Source organism: Mojavia sp. (assembly GCF_059505145.1).
The window spans coordinates 32,932-48,636 of the sequence record NZ_JCACKA010000064.1 but is presented as its reverse complement, the minus strand read 5'-3'; the positions used below and the strand labels follow the sequence as shown (position 1 = coordinate 48,636).

Genomic DNA, 15,705 nt, shown 5'->3' with positions numbered 1-15,705 from the left:
TGATGGCTTTATTTTAAGAAAACTAACGAAAAAGACTATCAATAAATTCTTGACCCAAAAGAAAGGCTGGGGGGACGCAAAGACACAAAGATGGGGAGATTTAATTGATATGTTGCCAGATTTTGGAGAAGTGATATTAGCTTTGGCTGTCTACGGGATGTGTAAAAGTTAAGTCTATTATTTGTACTATTGTTGACAATTGATTAGCCTTACCTAGCCACTGTACTCTCCCCATCTCCAGTTATGTCCCATTCCATAGACGCTACCCATAACCCAAATTTACGCAGTTGGGTAGAATCAGCAAATCAACAAAATATTGATTTCCCCATCCAAAACTTACCTTTTGGCGTATTTCGCACTCAGGGTAGCGCTGAAACTACACGAATTGGGGTTGCAATTGGAGATAAGATTTTAGATTTATCCAGATGTTACCATGCACAGTTGCTTCAAGAACTCCCCGAACAACTGCAAGCAGCTTGTACAGCACCTAACTTAAATTTATTGATGGGAATGGAAACCCAAGCTAGATTAGCGTTGCGTCATCGCTTAAGCGAATTGTTGCGATACGAACAACAGCCTTCCTCAGAAAGAGAAATTCTCATATCAATGTCTGATGCTGAACTTTTATTACCAGCAAACATTGGCGATTATACTGATTTTTACGCTTCAATTTTTCACGCCACCAATGTAGGAAAGCTGTTCCGTCCTGACAATCCTTTGCTTCCAAACTACAAATATGTGCCTATTGCCTATCATGGACGCGCTTCCTCGATTGTGCCTAGCGGTACTTCTATTAAGCGTCCCAGTGGTCAAATAAAGAAACCAGAAAATTCAGCCCCTAGCTTTTCACCTTCTCAAATGCTGGACTACGAGTTAGAAGTTGGGTTTTTTGTAGGTGCTGGCAATCAACTAGGACAACCCATATATGTAGATAAAGCAGAAGAACATATATTTGGACTGTGTTTAGTTAATGACTGGTCAGCGCGGGATATCCAAGCATGGGAATATCAGCCCCTTGGCCCGTTTTTATCTAAAAGCTTTGCTACTACAATTTCTCCTTGGATATTAACTTTAGAAGCTTTAGCGCCTTTTCGCTGTCCAGCTTTTCGCCGTCATCAAGACGACCCCCAACCGCTACCCTATCTGTGTTCATCACTTGATACTAATTTGGGTGGTATCGACATTACCTTGGAAGTATGGATTCGTTCACCCCAAATGCAAGAACAGGATATGCAGCCGTTGCGTTTGAGCCGTGGTTCCTTTCAAAGTATGTATTGGACATTGGCGCAAATGCTCACCCATCACTCAAGTAATGGTTGCAATCTTCGTTCTGGAGATTTACTTGCTAGTGGAACCGTTTCTGGTGCTGAAGAAGGTTCGCAAGGTTGCTTACTAGAAATGACTCAACGTGGTTCTCAACCTATTGAACTTCCTACGGGCGAAGCCAGAAAATTTTTGTCTGATGGAGATGAAGTTATTCTTCGCGGATATTGTGAGAAAGCAGGTTACAACCGAGTGGGTTTTGGAGAATGTCGAGGCGTGATTCTAGCTGCTTAATTGGGGATTGGGGACAAGGGGAAAAGTTATTCATAGTTCTTTCCCCCTACCCCCTACCTTCTGGCATCTGCCTTATTTTAAAGACAGAGGTTTCTTTACAAATCACCTCCCTATTAGATCGCTTGTTCAAATTATTTTAAATATTTAAAACCTACAGGTTTACCGTCATATAAAACTCAGCTGAACTAAATACTTTCAGTTACAAAAAATACACTACTACTGAACTAAATCGGGTTCTTCGCGTACAATCCTGTTATAAAGTGGTTGAAAGCTAAACCAGCCAGTTGAATGTGTTCCTACTTGGGTTTGTGCTAAACGAGCAGTTTCATGCTTGATAATTTGAGGTTGACCAGCAGCCTCAGCTAGAAGTTGTGCTTGACTTGAGCGTTCTAGGCTGATGAACCACCAGACAGCTGCATCTACTGAACGTCCGACGGTCAAAAGACCGTGGTTACGTAAAATTACTGCTTTACGACGACCCAGAGTCTCAGCAATTCGTTTGCCTTCGGAGCTATCTAGCACAATACCCGTGTAGTCATGAAATACGCTATGGTCTTCGTAGAAAGCACAAGAGTCTTGAGTTAGGGGGTCGAGCGGGCGTCCCAAATTAGACCAAGCTTTACCGTAAATTGAATGAGCATGGGCTGTGGCTATCACATCGGGCCGAGCCTGATGAATTTGAGAAAGAATGCTGAAGGCGGCTTGATTCACTGGTTGATCGCCTTTGACAACCTCGCCTTGTTTATTCACCAAAATCAAGTCAGAAACTCGGATATGTCCAAAGTCTACTCCTAATGGGTTCATCCAAAAATGGTCTGGAAACTCAGGATCGCGAGCTGTAATATGACCAGCGACGCCTTCACTGAACTCAAACTTAGCAAACAAGCGAAAGGCCGCAGCTAGGCGTTGCTTACGGTGCAAGCGTTCTTCTTCAACTTTCTTAAATACGGGGGGTTGGGGTCTACTAAATTTCGTCGGCATTTTCTTTTTCTTTGTCTTGTTTACACGGTGCATTGCAGTATCCAGAACGACATGATTTGACGCTGTGCGATTCTGGAATAAACTGGTGATGCCAGATACAACCAGCATCATTACCCAAAAGATGGATAGATACGGTTGTAATCTGAGATATAGTTTTGACAGCGTGAATATCGCCATTTGGATGCAAGAGGCAATAGATATCACCTGGTTGCAGCGATCGCTTTTCTACCACTTTTAATTCTGCATATCTTTGCGCGCCACCGCTATCTACACACAGATACAGTGTTTCTTCTTAGTTGCCTTTATATAAACCCAGGAATTCCCCAGTGAAAGGAAAAATCGGTATTGCAGAACAGTGGGATGAATTGGGGCAAGCTGGGGTAGCTGGGGGAGAAGTTTTCTGATGTTGCTAAATCATCCCGCAAATATGCAACGCCGAAAAATCAAGCATCAGGATATGGCCCATCTGGCGCAGTTAAATACCAGAGAACTTCCATAAGGACGTATTGCGATGCGATCGCTGCCTACCCATACCTACCTGATTAATATTCGTCGTGGTGGATTAGTAGTAAGCAGGATAATAAGCAATTCAAAATTCAACATGCCATGAAGGATTAACCAGCGGTCAAAAGATGCAATACTCGTCAACAAAGCCACTAACTTTCTTTTGTCACTCCAGGTGATTGAAATTTATTAAATTTCCGATTCGTACAATCTTCCCGTTTCGGCACAGTGACCCCAATTGGCATGACTTAATCTTGCTGAGTCATTTTGTCATGCATTAGCATACATTAGTCTAAAAAAATATTATTATATTTCTAACTAATACATTTGACTGTAAGAAAAAATCATAAAAAATCTGTCTTAATTTGCTTGAGATTATGTAACTATTAAACATAGCTAAATGTTATTCAAATTTGAGGTTATCTGGGTTGATTCAAGCTATGACGGGGATTGGTTTGCACTAGCTGTATGATTTGATAATTCAAGCTCGTGTTGAAGCGATACGTCTTATTGAACCTACAGTTATGAGGTTTTATCTAAGCGTTGAGTAGTTAACGAACTTTTAGAGAATTTAATCAATATCGTCTGAGCAAAGATTATGAGCGTCTTCTACCAAATGCGTGAAGCTACCATATAATCTGTTATGATTCACATTGTGTCGCAATACTTAATTTTCTTTAGATTTACTTTATAAATAGTACCTAACGATAATACTTTTTTGCTAAGTATTATCTCAATATAATTTTTTGGAAAAGGTAAATTAAAGTTGGTGTAAATTATTCAAATTTTTAGTGAATCAGTGTAAGCTAATTACGTAAAATATTTTTTGCAAAACCCATTTAACCTTTTTAACTCATTGCCCTAGATGAGGTATCAAGTTGATGTATGTTAATCTCGGAGGTTCCCTAAAAGATAATACATACGGCAAGACAGTGCTTAATCATACCATTTTCCAAGCAAGCTTAAACAAGATTGTTTAAGAACAGCTTTTCTTGATTAGTAAAATTTAAAAATATTATGATGTGCTTTATAGTGCTTCTTGTTTATTGACTGTAGCCTAGCTAAAACCAGCTTTTTAATGCTAGAAGTTACACGTTTTAGACTGAGGCTATCCCCGGAGGCTACCCTCTAGACTCGCTAAACCCTAGAGGGATAACATCGGGAAATAATTGCACATTATGTAAATGCCAGACTAATCGTACAAGATTAATCTGAAAGCAGTTGTGTTGTTTTTGCTGTCAGGCTTTCATCACACAACTGCCTTGGATACTGTTGCCCACAATTTACGGCTAAGTGCAAGTTGATACAATTATGTCACACCATTTCACTCAATACAACGCTAAGGCTATTGCAAAGCAAGGGTTGTCTGAAATTAGTAGTTTTTTAACGCTTTTTCAGCATCAGGACTTATTCAAGAGCATAGAAGCTAATTTTAAAGACCAACATCTTCCTCACAATCAATATCTCGGTAAAATTCCGGTTACTGGTGATTGGGAGCTTAGAGAGCTTGCATGGGGATAGCTACACCCACCAATTATGCTCTGAAAATAATTCCACATTAATCACCATTGCGGTCGTAACTTATTGTCAAATTTATTATTTTTTCTTACGAAAAAATATTTAGCTCTTTGAGTGGTGGCTAACGTCTTTACCCATAGTAAGTATGACTCGAAGAAGGCTTAGGGTTATCTCCCTTAAGGAGGAGATCAAAAAACGAGAATAAAGAGGTGGAAAAAGCCTCTCTACCTGCTGAGGTACCTAATAGAAGGAGAGATATAGGGTAGGTGACAGGTGGCAGATGGAGCAAATCCATGAACTCACTTTCAATAGATAAATTTGCATATTAGAGAGACTGGCATGAATATCTGTGATTTGTCATCCAACTCATACCACAGAGACAGTTTGACCCATTTATATCCTGCAAGTCTGAGACAAAACCGTATCAGGTAATACTTTCATTAATCTTTTCGGTCTGATTCAGACTGATAACTAAATTCTGTCTAAGAGGTTAGAAAATGCCACCAATGTTTTCTGTGCAAGAACTCGGTGAAAGGCTCTTGTATACCTTGGGTGCAAAGCTTTCAGAAAAAGAATTACAACACTTCCAAGCAGCAATGGAAATTGTGGAGCCACCAGTAGCAAAGCAGTTCTGGCAATCTGCACAGACTAATCCTGGTATCTACATTATCCTTACAGGCAAAGTCCGACTTTTGGATAGTTATGATAATTTAATTACTACCTTTGGTGCATGGTCTGTTTTCGGGGAATTAACTCTGTTTAGCGAAGTTGACTTTAGCCCTTATGCAGCCAGTGCTTCGACAAACTTAAAGCTTGGCTATTTTAGGCAAGACGTATTGCAAATGTTGATGGACAGATATCCTAACATTCGCGATCGCCTATACGCCCGTGCAGAACTTTGGGATTTGCTATTGTTATGTCGCCAAACCTCACAATTCCCACACCATACATCACAAGTTCCAGGGATGGTCAAAGCCTTATCTTTGTTTGAGCGACACCAAATAGAAATAGGCTCTGTAAATACGCAAATATCCCAAGATTCTCAGTTGTGGCTATTGTACAGAGGTCAACTACGACATTCTCAAGGTCATCGTTTGACACCAGGCACAATCTTTGCTCAACCTCAACAAGGTGATTGGCAAGCAACCCAATCTACAACTGTTTATGTGCTGAAAAACTCTAATGTGCAAACAGCGCTAGAATACTTACCGGAATTAGAGAACTGGGGACTAGGGACTAAGGACTGGGAACCGGCAGTTGGAGACAGGGAAGTAAACACTGAGGATTGGAGACTAGAGACGAAGAGAAGGCTTTCACCATCTCAAAAATCCAAAATTATTCCTTTTCCCCAACGAGATCAGCAGTCACAACAACAGCCAAAAAAATCACGTCCTTACTTTCCTAGCCCGAAAGTGCAAATCGGGCATTGGTGGAAACGCCTCACTAAGAGCTATCCTTTCTATGCCCAACAAAGCGCTGCCGATTGCGGCTCTGCTTGCTTGGTGATGATTGGCAACTATTGGGGCAAGCATTTTAGTATCAATCGCTTGCGGGATATGACCAACGTTAATCGCAGTGGTGCATCTTTGAAGGCTATGACAACAGCGGCAGAAAGCCTGGGTTTTGCCAGCCGTCCGGTGAAAGCCACTCTCGATAAATTGACAGAACAACCGCTACCTGCGATCGCCCACTGGGAAGGCAAACACTTCATCGTTGTCTATGAAATTACCAAAACACGAGTGATTGTATGTGATCCTGCTCTTGGTCAACGCAGCCTGACAAAAGCTGAATTTCAAGCAGGTTGGAGTGGTTATGCATTGTTACTGCAACCTACAGCTTTACTTAAAGATACTAAAGACGAAAGTACAAGCTTCTGGAAGTTTTATGAATTAATCAAACCTCACTATTGGACACTGCTAGAAATTTTTATAGCTTCCATATTCATTCAGATATTTGGACTAGTAACGCCAGTATTCACTCAGTTGTTGCTCGACAGAGTACTTGTACAACGCAGCCTTACAACCTTAAACGCTGTCGCTTTGGGGATGATCGTTTTTGGGTTGTTTGGTGTCGCTGTCAACGGTGTACGGCAATATCTCTTATTTCACACTGCTAACCGCATTAGCATTTCCCTAGTCGTAGGTTTTATCCAACATACCTTCCGCTTACCCCTTTCCTATTTTGAGTCGCGTTATGTCGGGGATATAGTCTCGCGTATCCAAGAGAACCAGAAGATTCAGCGCTTCCTTACCGGTCAGACACTCTCCATCTTCCTAGATATGCTGACATTGGTGGTCTATCTGAGCTTGATGTTCTCTTATAGTTGGCGCATGTCGTTATTTGTGCTGTGTACTGTACCACCATTTTTTATCTTGGCGCTGGCTAGCACAAGTATTTTGCGCCGCATCTCCAGAGAGATTTTTAATGCAGGTGCTGAAGAAAGAAGCTATCTCATAGAATCCCTAACCGGAATTCGTACCGTGCGTTCATTGGCAATTGAACATAACGTGCGTTGGCGTTGGGAGGAACTGCTGCATAATTTGGTTAAAAAAAGCTTTAATGCTCAGATAATTGGTAATCGTCTCCAAATTATCGGTGGCATTATCCAAATTTTTGTAAATACTGCATTAATGTGGTATGGGGCAATCCAGGTAATTAACGGCGAACTCACCATTGGACAATTAGTTGCTTTTAATATGTTGGTGGGTAATGTCTTGAGTCCTTTCCAGAGACTGTCTTCGTTGTGGAATCAATTGCAGGAAATCGTGATTTCCACCGAACGCATTAATGATGTGTTGCAGGCAGAACCAGAAGAAGATTTACAAACTAAACCCCGGAAGACTTTGGGTAAACTGCGCGGCCACATTCAGTTTCAGAATGTCACCTTTCGCTATCACCCGGAAACTGAGACTAACGTACTAGAAAATCTCAACATTGAAATTCAGCCAGAACAAATGGTAGCGCTGGTAGGGCGCAGTGGTTCTGGAAAAACAACTCTGAGCAAGTTGATCTTAGGTTTATACCCTCCGACAGATGGCAAAGTACTAATTGATGGTTATGACATCACCAATATTTCCTTGCGATCGCTCCGTTCTCAAATCGGTGTTGTAGACCAAGATACCTTTCTCTTTGGTGGGACTATTCGTGAAAACATAGCGATGGCTCATCCAGATGCTTCTTTAGAAGAAATTATCCAAGCAGCAAAATATGCTGGAGCCGATGAATTTATTCAGAGGTTACCGCTGGGTTACGAATCCCAAATTGGTGAAGGCGGCGGTATGCTCTCTGGGGGACAGCGCCAACGCCTAGCTATTGCCCGTGCTTTGCTCGGAAATCCTCGGTTATTACTATTTGATGAAGCCACCAGTCACCTAGATTCGGAATCAGAACGAATTATTCAGAACAACCTCAAAACAATTCTCAAAGGGCGTACAAGTGTGATCATTGCCCATCGCTTATCTACAGTACGCAACGCTGACTTAATCCTGGTTTTAGATCAGGGTGTCTTGGTAGAAAGCGGTAGCCATGACGAATTAATTGCCAAAAAAGGACATTATTACTATCTAAATCAACAACAACTGGCTCAAGTTAGTTGAGTTTAGGGATCAGATACTGGAACGCAAGTGTAGCATTTTCATCTTCTATCTACTGTTATCGGAAATTAAAACTATGCCTCATTCCAATACATCATCTGCACCTCCCAAAAATGAGCAAGATAAGTATCAAAGTTATACACAGCAAGAGGAATCTATAGAAGTTCAGGAGCAGACAGAGACACAAAATAACGGCCAAGATTTGTTCAAAGGCTTGTACTACGGTACTGAAGAACTGCTCAATGGCTTACCCCAAATTTGGTCTAGAGGGCTGTTGTATGTGCTAATCGGCTGTGCTGCTCTGTTTGTACCCTGGGCCACTTTCTCAAAAGTAGATGAGACTGGTAGCGCTAGAGGGCGTATAGAACCCAAAGGTGCAACCCAGAAATTAGATGCTCAAGCTGGTGGGAGTGTTAAAAATGTTACGGTTAAAGAAGGAGATACAGTTAAAGCTGGCCAGATTCTACTTGAATTAGAGTCTGATCTGGTGCAAACCGAACTGCAACAGGCACAGACAAAATTGCAAGGGCTACAAAATCGCCAATCGCAACTCGAAGTCCTCAAAAATCAGCTTTTGTTGTCAACTAGCCTCTTAGAGCAACAAAATAAATCCCAAGAATTAGAAAAAATAGCTCAAGTTAACCAGGCGCAGCAAAACCTTGACACCAAAGTAAGTACCTATAACCTACAAAAGTTAGAAAAACAGGCATTAGTTAGGCAAGCACAACAGCAGATTTACACCACTCGTAATGATCAGAAGTCGGCTCAAGCTCGTTTGGGTATAGACTCAAGACAAGTTGAACGCTTTAGCAAACTCGTTCAGGATGGTGCAGTTTCTGCAACCCAAATTGATCAACTCAAAAAAGAAGAACAAGAAAGCAAGCGACTCTACGAAAAGGCCTCATCAGATATTAAACAAGCAGAATTCCGCTTAACGGAAGAGCTAAATCGTTATCAAGCAACTATTAATATGTTGGAGTCTGAGATCAAACAAGCAAAACTCCGACTGCAAGAAGAACAAAGTAGCTATAAAAGTGTAGTGCAAGCCGGGAAACTGGCTGTAATGAAAAATCAAGAACAGCTAAAAGACTTACAGACACAAATAACAGCAGTGCAAACAGAAGTTGCTCAGACTAGAAGCCAGATTACATCTATAAGACTTCAGATGCAGCAACGAATAGTGCGATCGCCTATTAATGGAGTAATTTTTGAGTTACCCATCACTAAACCGGGAGCAGTAGTACAACCTGGTCAAAGGATTGCCCAAATTGCACCCCAAAATGCAGGGATTGTACTCAAAGCCCAAATGCCTAGTCAGGATAGTGGCTTCTTGAAGGTTGGAATGCCAGTCAAAGTCAAGTTCGATGCTTATCCGTTCCAAGAGTATGGCATCGTCGAAGGGAAAGTTACTTGGATCTCTCCTGACTCGAAAGTTAGTCAAACACCCCAAGGAAACATCGAAAACTATGAGTTAGAAGTCACCTTAGAGCAGCAGTATGTCCAAAATGGCAACAAACGTATTCCATTAACTGCCGGTCAGTCCGCAAATGCTGAAGTCATTATTCGCCAGCGGCGAGTGATTGACTTTGTTTTAGATCCGTTCAAAAAACTGCAAAAAGGCGGTTTAGAGCTATAGCCAAAATTTTCAGTTCGTGCATATCAAGTCTGCGTTCGGTCTCCTAGCATCGAGAACTTACCTAAACATAAATCTAGCAACAGTATAAGTAAGGTGAATATATGCATCCAATTGAGCTAATGAAAAAATATGGCTGGTCTTACAATCGCCTAGCCGCAGAGTTTGGAGTTTCAGAAGTTGAAGCCAGACGATGGGGATTTAGAAAAACTGCTACCAACTACCGAAATCCCCCATTAATGGCTTACAAGCTAGCAGAAAGAATTGATAAAGAATTATCAACTATATTTTTGTCTGCATAGAACCATTGTGACCTAGACCCCGTTTTTAAATCGGGTTTTAATAAGGAGTTAGGCATCAAAACTCCATCTTATCTAACTTCTAGATAAGGAATATTTTATGGAGAAATTGCATCATGCTCGAACAAGTGACCATTTCAACCTCAAACATCATTCACAGCCTCAAACTCTCCTGTCAGATACCTGATGTTGTAGAGGCAATAGTATCGCAAAGAATTATTGCCGAAGCAGCTCAAGAGGCAGGAATTACAGTCACACCAGAAGAACTACAGCAAGAAGGAGATGACTTACGGTTCACCAAGAAGCTTACCAAAGCTAAAGACACCTGGACATGGTTAGAAAAACACCACTTGTCTGTGAGTGAGTTTGAAGAATTAGCCTACAATAATGTCCTTTCAAGGAAGCTAGCGAATCATTTATTTGCGGATCAAGTCGAAAAGTTCTTTTATGAACGCCAACTAGATTATGTCGCTGCTGTTACTTACCAAGTCCTCTTTGAAGAACGAGACTTGGCTTTAGAGCTTTTTTATGCTCTAGAAGAAGGCGAAATCACTTTTCCAGAAATTGCTCGTCTATATATCGCAGAACCAGAACTCCGCCGTACTTACGGATATCAGGGACTCCAATACCGCAAAGAGTTTCGCCCGGAGATTGCAGCGGCTGTATTTGCTGCTGCACCACCAGAAGCTCTCAAACCAATTACGACTCCCAAGGGAGTGCATTTAATTTGGGTGGAAGAAGTCATTCAACCCCAATTAGATGAACAGTTGCGCCAAAAAATCATTACAGAATCGTTTTCTAGTTGGTTAAAACACCAAATCGACAGTATAAAAGTTGTCACTCAGATAGACCCGGATGTAAATGTGCGATCGCCACAGGAATTGTTAGAGCAGGCTTAAGTCTGTTATTGCCCAATACCAAATAACTAATTAAATTTCAAATATGTTGATGGCTGATAATCTTCTCTAAATCAGGGTTAATTTATAAATTTTTAAGTAATAGTTCTAAAGCTGCTAGTAACTGCTCAGAAATTAAGTAGTTAGCTTTTGCTGTCTTTAAAAACAATATTTTTAAAGGGCTAAATTAGCAAATCTCAAGAATTAAATTGATTACCGTAAAGCTTATCGAGCAATAATTTTATTGATTTTTGCTCTAATTTTGTATGCAATTATATTGCTTTTAATAAAAATATACATAGCAAATATATAGCTTATTTAAGCTTAAAAATAAAAGTTGCCTATAAGAAAAAAACACCAAAAAAGCAGTTGACTTTTTTGGCGAATAAGTTATAGTAATTACGTAGCCAACAGAAACAAGTTGGTGAAGGCAATAAAACCTAAAACAACTTACACATTTCAGGAGAAAAAACAATGATTATTGCAGATTTGAACTACTTAGAAATTACCACTGAAGAAGTTCTTGGTGGTTTTAGCTTTAGTGCAGAGAAAAACGTAAACATTGACATTGATATTGACGAAAACATCGACATTAACAAGGACGTTGATGTTGACGTAGACATCAGTGGCAACATAGCTACCGCTGAATCTGGTGCAACCGCTGTTGGTAATAACACTCTTGCTGAATCCTTCGCCTTCACCTACACCGATGGCAATACATCTTCTTCTAACGCATTCGCCGTATCTGCTACTGGTGCTTAATTAAACCTACTTACGAAGAGTAACAACTCCTGCAAGTAGAGTTGGCTCGAAAGCCTAGTAGATTTATAAACCGCCGAAGGCTCTCTGGCAATGAAGCCCAAAACAATTTACACATTTCAGGAGAAAAAACAATGATTATTGCAGATTTGAACTACTTAGAAGTTACCACTGAAGAAGTTCTTGGTGGTTTTAGCTTTAGTGCAGAGAAAGACGTAGACATCGATATTGATATTGACGAAAACATCGACATTAACAAGAACGTTGATGTTACCGTAGACATCAGTGGCAACATAGCTACCGCTGAATCTGGTGCAACCGCTGTTGGTAATAACACTCTTGCTGAATCCTTCGCCTTCACCTACACCGATGGCAATACATCTTCTTCTAACGCATTCGCCGTATCTGCTACTGGTAATTAATTAAACTCTACTTACAAAGAGTAACAACTCCTGCAAGTAGAGCCGGCTCGAAAGCCTAGTAGATTCATAAACCGCCGAAGGCTCTCTGGTCATTTGAGCTTTCGGCATTCATTTAAAATATACTCTTTAATTCCAAATAACTGTTTTAGCAATAAACCTTTACAATATTCAGCCGTCAACCCAGCCTAACTTACATTTATATGCTGTTCACGCGCCCTGAGTTAAAACTCTGGGCTAATAGTTGTATGTGAAAAGTAGGGTAGAATAGTCAGTTTTAATCAGCTTCAAATTCAGTATTTTAGCCCGTTCAAATTGATGTCTTGCATCATTCTAACCGTAGGGTGGGTAGTGCCCACAAAAATTGCAAAAAAGCTAGCAGGTGTAGCAACAGAAAGATACATTAAATAATTGTAAAAATTTATGATTACAGTTACTGAGGCTCTCCAACTTGCTGCTCAACATTGTCGAGCCAAGCGCTTTACCCAAGCCGAACAAGTTTATCGTCAAATTATAGACATAAATCCTAATCAGGCGGAAGCATTATACGGCTTAGGTATGCTGGCGCAGCAACAGGGACAATATCGGAATGCAGAACAATTTTTTCAAGCATCTGTGCAATTGCAGCCAGAAGCAGCGGCAATACACAACAGCTTAGGGTTTAGCCTGCAACAACAAGGCAAACTCGAAGACGCGATCGCCTGTTATGACAAAGCACTAGAAATTCTACCCGACTGCATCGAAGTGCAAGCCAATCTCGGTAATGCTCTCAATGTTCAAGGAAAGCTGTCACCTGACCAAAAAGTTCATTATGCAGACTTAAATCGGCAGTTTGCTTTAGGTAGGCAACAAGTAGGAGAATTCGAGACGGCAGAATACTATTATCGGCAGGCTATTGCATTACAGCCAGATTTGGTAGAAGCTCATAATCATTTAGGAGAGGTACTACAAAACCAGGGACGCTTAGATGATGCTTTCAAGTTTTATCAACAAGCAATAAAAATTCAACCAGACTATCCTGATGCTTATCACAATTTAGGACATATTTTTAAACAAAAAGGCAATTTTAATAAAGCAATAGAAGCTTACCAACAAGCTTTAAAGCTTAAACCAGATATGGCAGTAACCCATAACAACTTGGGAACTACTCTGAAGGCACTAAATAGATTTGATGCTGCTATAGAATCCTATCAACAAGCAATCAAAATTCAACCTAATAGTGCTTACATCTATTACAACTTGGGAGTTGTTTTTAAAGAACAAAATAAATTAGAGACAGCAATACAAGCATTTGAGCAAGCTGTTAAAATTACATCTAATTATGCTCCTGCTAAATTTGGAATTTGTATCAGCCAATTGCCAATTATCTATTCTAGTGTTGATGAAATTGAATTCAAAAGAAATCAGTATCAACAGCATTTACAAAATTTAGCTGATAGTTATCAATTAACCAATCAAGAAGAACGGGCAAAGGCATCTGAAGCTGTTGGCGCATTACAGCCTTTTTATCTAGCATATCAAGGCTTAAATGACCGAGAACTACAGCGAACTTATGGGGAAATGATTTGTCAAATGATGTCAAGTCGCTATCCTCAATGGAGTCAACCGCGTGTTCTCCAAAATTTAGATAAAAATGATAAGGTTCGAGTTGGTATTGTTTCAGGGTTTTTCTATAACCACTCTAATTGGAAAATCCCTATTAAGGGCTGGGTAGAAAATTTCGATAGAAATGGATTTGAATTATTTGGTTATTACACTGGGGTAAAAAAAGATAATTCAACAATCAGTGCTGCAAAACTTTTCGATAAATTTGTTCAAGGTGTGCGTTCAATTGCTCAATGGTGTGAAGTCATAGCTGAAGATAAATTACACGTCCTGATTTTTCCAGAGTTTGGTATGTGCCCAATGACGATAAAGTTGGGTTGCTTGAGACTCGCACCAATTCAAATTACGTCTTGGGGGCATCCTGATACTAGTGGACTACCAACGATTGACTATTACTTGAGTAGTGAATTAATGGAAGCAGAAAATGCTCAAGAACACTATACAGAAAAGTTAGTTAAATTACCAAATTTATCTATTCATTACACGCCTTTAGCAATTCAACCACAAGTAGTTAACAGAGCAGATATAGGTTTAAAAGAAGATGAAATTGTCTTCTGGTGTTGTCAGTCATTATATAAATATCTGCCAAGCCATGATGATGTCTTTCCTAAAATTGCTAAGGAGTTAGAAAATAGTAAATTTGTTTTTATTAAACACGAAAGTGAAGATATAACAAAATTATTTCGCCAGCGCTTAAGTTATGCTTTTGATGAATTAGGGCTGAATTATCAAAACCATTGTTTATTTTTGCCGGGCATGAGTAACGAAAAGTTTGCTGGAGTTTCAGCTTTAGCAGATGTCTTTTTAGATAGTATTGGTTGGTCTGGATGTAACTCTACCTTGGAATCTATTGCCTATAATATTCCGGTTGTCACCTTACCAGGGGAACTTATGCGGGGACGGCATTCGATGGCAATTCTAAAGATGATGGGTATAGAAGAAACGATCGCCTCAAATAAAGAAGAATACGTGCAAATTGCCGTCGTTTTGGGGAAAGATGCAAGATATCGTCAATATATCTCCCAGCAAGTTGCAGAAAACAAGCATAAATTATATGGCGATTTAAAACCGATCAGAGCGCTAGAAGATTTTATTTTACAGTTAGTTAATAAGCCAAGAAAATTTAACGCCGAAGGAGTTGCTGAATTATTTCAACTTGCAGTTCAACATCATCGAGCTAATCGCTTAGATAAAGCCGAAAGGCTATATCATCAGATTATAGAAAAACAACCAGACTATTCAGAAGCATTATATGGGTTAGGGATGCTAGCACAGCAAAAAGGTGCATTCCAAGAAGCAGAGAAACTTTTGAGTAGAGCTTGTGAGCTTCAGCCTAACTCTGTAAAAATTTGGTTTAGTTTAGGCAATTTGCGCCAAGCCCAAGGACAATTACCAGAAGCAGAAACAGCTTACCAAAAAGCCATTGTCCTACGACCAGATGCAGGAACCATTTACAATAATTTGGGCTACACCCTCCAACAACAAGGTAAGTGGGAACAAGCAATAGCGTCCTATCAAAAAGCTCTAGAATTTCAACCTAATTGCGTAGAAGCGGATGTCAATTTAGGTAACGCACTTTTTGCCCAAGGAAAGCTTTCCAAAGAGAAACAAGCCTACTATGCCGAATTAAATTACAAGCTGGGCATTGCCCGCAAACAAGCAGCTGATTGGAAAACTGCCGCTATTTACTATCGACAGGCGATACTCCTTTTCAAAGCCGCGCAAAGCACGATCGCACTCAAGCCTGATTTAGTAGAAGCTCATTATCACTTGGGTGTGGTACTGCAAGAACAAGGGCAAATAGAAGAGGCGATCGCTTCCTATCAAAGAGCTTTAGAGCTCAATTTCCAACATGAGGAAGCCCACATGAATTTAGAACATATTTACCAAACCCAGCACTGAGAAATTAGCACTCTTTCAAAGCAAAAGGCAGAAAAATCA

Annotated in this window: 11 protein-coding genes; 9 read left to right on the top strand and 2 right to left on the bottom strand. The window is 40.2% G+C overall.

Features of this window, described 5'->3' with window-relative positions; all coding sequences use genetic code 11:
- Positions 1 to 243: 243 nt before the first annotated feature.
- Positions 244 to 1,557 carry a fumarylacetoacetase gene (gene fahA, locus AC5JL8_RS14785; protein WP_495880543.1) on the top strand — a complete coding sequence of 438 codons (1,314 nt, stop codon included), beginning with the start codon at positions 244 to 246 and terminating at the stop codon, positions 1,555 to 1,557.
- A 216-nt stretch (positions 1,558 to 1,773) separates the two neighbouring features.
- On the opposite strand, the gene AC5JL8_RS14780 is transcribed toward fahA, so the two are convergent.
- A complete protein-coding gene (locus tag AC5JL8_RS14780) occupies positions 1,774 to 2,538 on the bottom strand; it encodes a class II aldolase/adducin family protein (protein ID WP_495880542.1) in 765 nt (254 codons plus the stop codon).
- Positions 2,522 to 2,770, bottom strand: a complete 249-nt coding sequence (locus AC5JL8_RS14775) for a hypothetical protein (RefSeq protein ID WP_495880541.1) — start codon at positions 2,768 to 2,770, stop codon at positions 2,522 to 2,524. The genes AC5JL8_RS14780 and AC5JL8_RS14775 overlap by 17 nt, the downstream gene beginning before the upstream one ends.
- 1,565 nt (positions 2,771 to 4,335) lie before the next feature.
- Here AC5JL8_RS14775 and AC5JL8_RS14770 point away from each other — a divergent pair.
- From AC5JL8_RS14770 to AC5JL8_RS14735, 8 genes are all read left to right on the top strand, one after another.
- Positions 4,336 to 4,563 carry a hypothetical protein gene (locus tag AC5JL8_RS14770; RefSeq protein WP_495880540.1) on the top strand — a complete coding sequence of 76 codons (228 nt, stop codon included), beginning with the start codon at positions 4,336 to 4,338 and terminating at the stop codon, positions 4,561 to 4,563.
- 494 nt (positions 4,564 to 5,057) lie between these two features.
- A complete protein-coding gene (locus AC5JL8_RS14765; RefSeq protein WP_495880539.1) occupies positions 5,058 to 8,156 on the top strand; it encodes a peptidase domain-containing ABC transporter in 3,099 nt (1,032 codons plus the stop codon).
- A gap of 73 nt (positions 8,157 to 8,229) precedes the next feature.
- Positions 8,230 to 9,789, top strand: a complete 1,560-nt coding sequence (locus tag AC5JL8_RS14760; RefSeq protein WP_495880538.1) for a beta-barrel domain-containing protein — start codon at positions 8,230 to 8,232, stop codon at positions 9,787 to 9,789.
- A gap of 101 nt (positions 9,790 to 9,890) precedes the next feature.
- The gene (locus tag AC5JL8_RS14755) at positions 9,891 to 10,088 is read left to right on the top strand and encodes a hypothetical protein (RefSeq protein ID WP_495880537.1); all 198 of its coding nucleotides are present in this window, start codon (positions 9,891 to 9,893) and stop codon (positions 10,086 to 10,088) included.
- 113 nt (positions 10,089 to 10,201) lie between these two features.
- Positions 10,202 to 10,984 (top strand): peptidylprolyl isomerase, encoded by a 783-nt coding sequence (locus AC5JL8_RS14750; protein ID WP_495880536.1) that lies wholly within the window; start codon positions 10,202 to 10,204, stop codon positions 10,982 to 10,984.
- A 471-nt stretch (positions 10,985 to 11,455) separates the two neighbouring features.
- Positions 11,456 to 11,743, top strand: coding sequence for a hypothetical protein (locus AC5JL8_RS14745; RefSeq protein ID WP_495880535.1), 288 nt, complete (start codon positions 11,456 to 11,458; stop codon positions 11,741 to 11,743).
- Positions 11,744 to 11,874: 131 nt separating this feature from the next.
- Positions 11,875 to 12,162 (top strand): hypothetical protein, encoded by a 288-nt coding sequence (locus AC5JL8_RS14740; RefSeq protein ID WP_495880534.1) that lies wholly within the window; start codon positions 11,875 to 11,877, stop codon positions 12,160 to 12,162.
- A 420-nt stretch (positions 12,163 to 12,582) separates the two neighbouring features.
- Positions 12,583 to 15,666, top strand: coding sequence for a tetratricopeptide repeat protein (locus AC5JL8_RS14735; RefSeq protein WP_495880533.1), 3,084 nt, complete (start codon positions 12,583 to 12,585; stop codon positions 15,664 to 15,666).
- Positions 15,667 to 15,705: the final 39 nt, after the last annotated feature.

What these genes read in the sequence shown, in the direction of transcription:
- AC5JL8_RS14745 (WP_495880535.1), top strand. Translation starts at nt 11,456, where the DNA reads ATGATTATTGCAGATTTGAACTACTTAGAAATTACCACTGAAGAAGTT.
- AC5JL8_RS14755 (WP_495880537.1), top strand. Translation starts at nt 9,891, where the DNA reads ATGCATCCAATTGAGCTAATGAAAAAATATGGCTGGTCTTACAATCGC.
- AC5JL8_RS14780 (WP_495880542.1), bottom strand. Translation starts at nt 2,538, where the DNA reads ATGCCGACGAAATTTAGTAGACCCCAACCCCCCGTATTTAAGAAAGTT.
- AC5JL8_RS14740 (WP_495880534.1), top strand. Translation starts at nt 11,875, where the DNA reads ATGATTATTGCAGATTTGAACTACTTAGAAGTTACCACTGAAGAAGTT.
- AC5JL8_RS14735 (WP_495880533.1), top strand. Translation starts at nt 12,583, where the DNA reads ATGATTACAGTTACTGAGGCTCTCCAACTTGCTGCTCAACATTGTCGA.
- AC5JL8_RS14750 (WP_495880536.1), top strand. Translation starts at nt 10,202, where the DNA reads ATGCTCGAACAAGTGACCATTTCAACCTCAAACATCATTCACAGCCTC.
- AC5JL8_RS14765 (WP_495880539.1), top strand. Translation starts at nt 5,058, where the DNA reads ATGCCACCAATGTTTTCTGTGCAAGAACTCGGTGAAAGGCTCTTGTAT.
- fahA (WP_495880543.1), top strand. Translation starts at nt 244, where the DNA reads ATGTCCCATTCCATAGACGCTACCCATAACCCAAATTTACGCAGTTGG.
- AC5JL8_RS14760 (WP_495880538.1), top strand. Translation starts at nt 8,230, where the DNA reads ATGCCTCATTCCAATACATCATCTGCACCTCCCAAAAATGAGCAAGAT.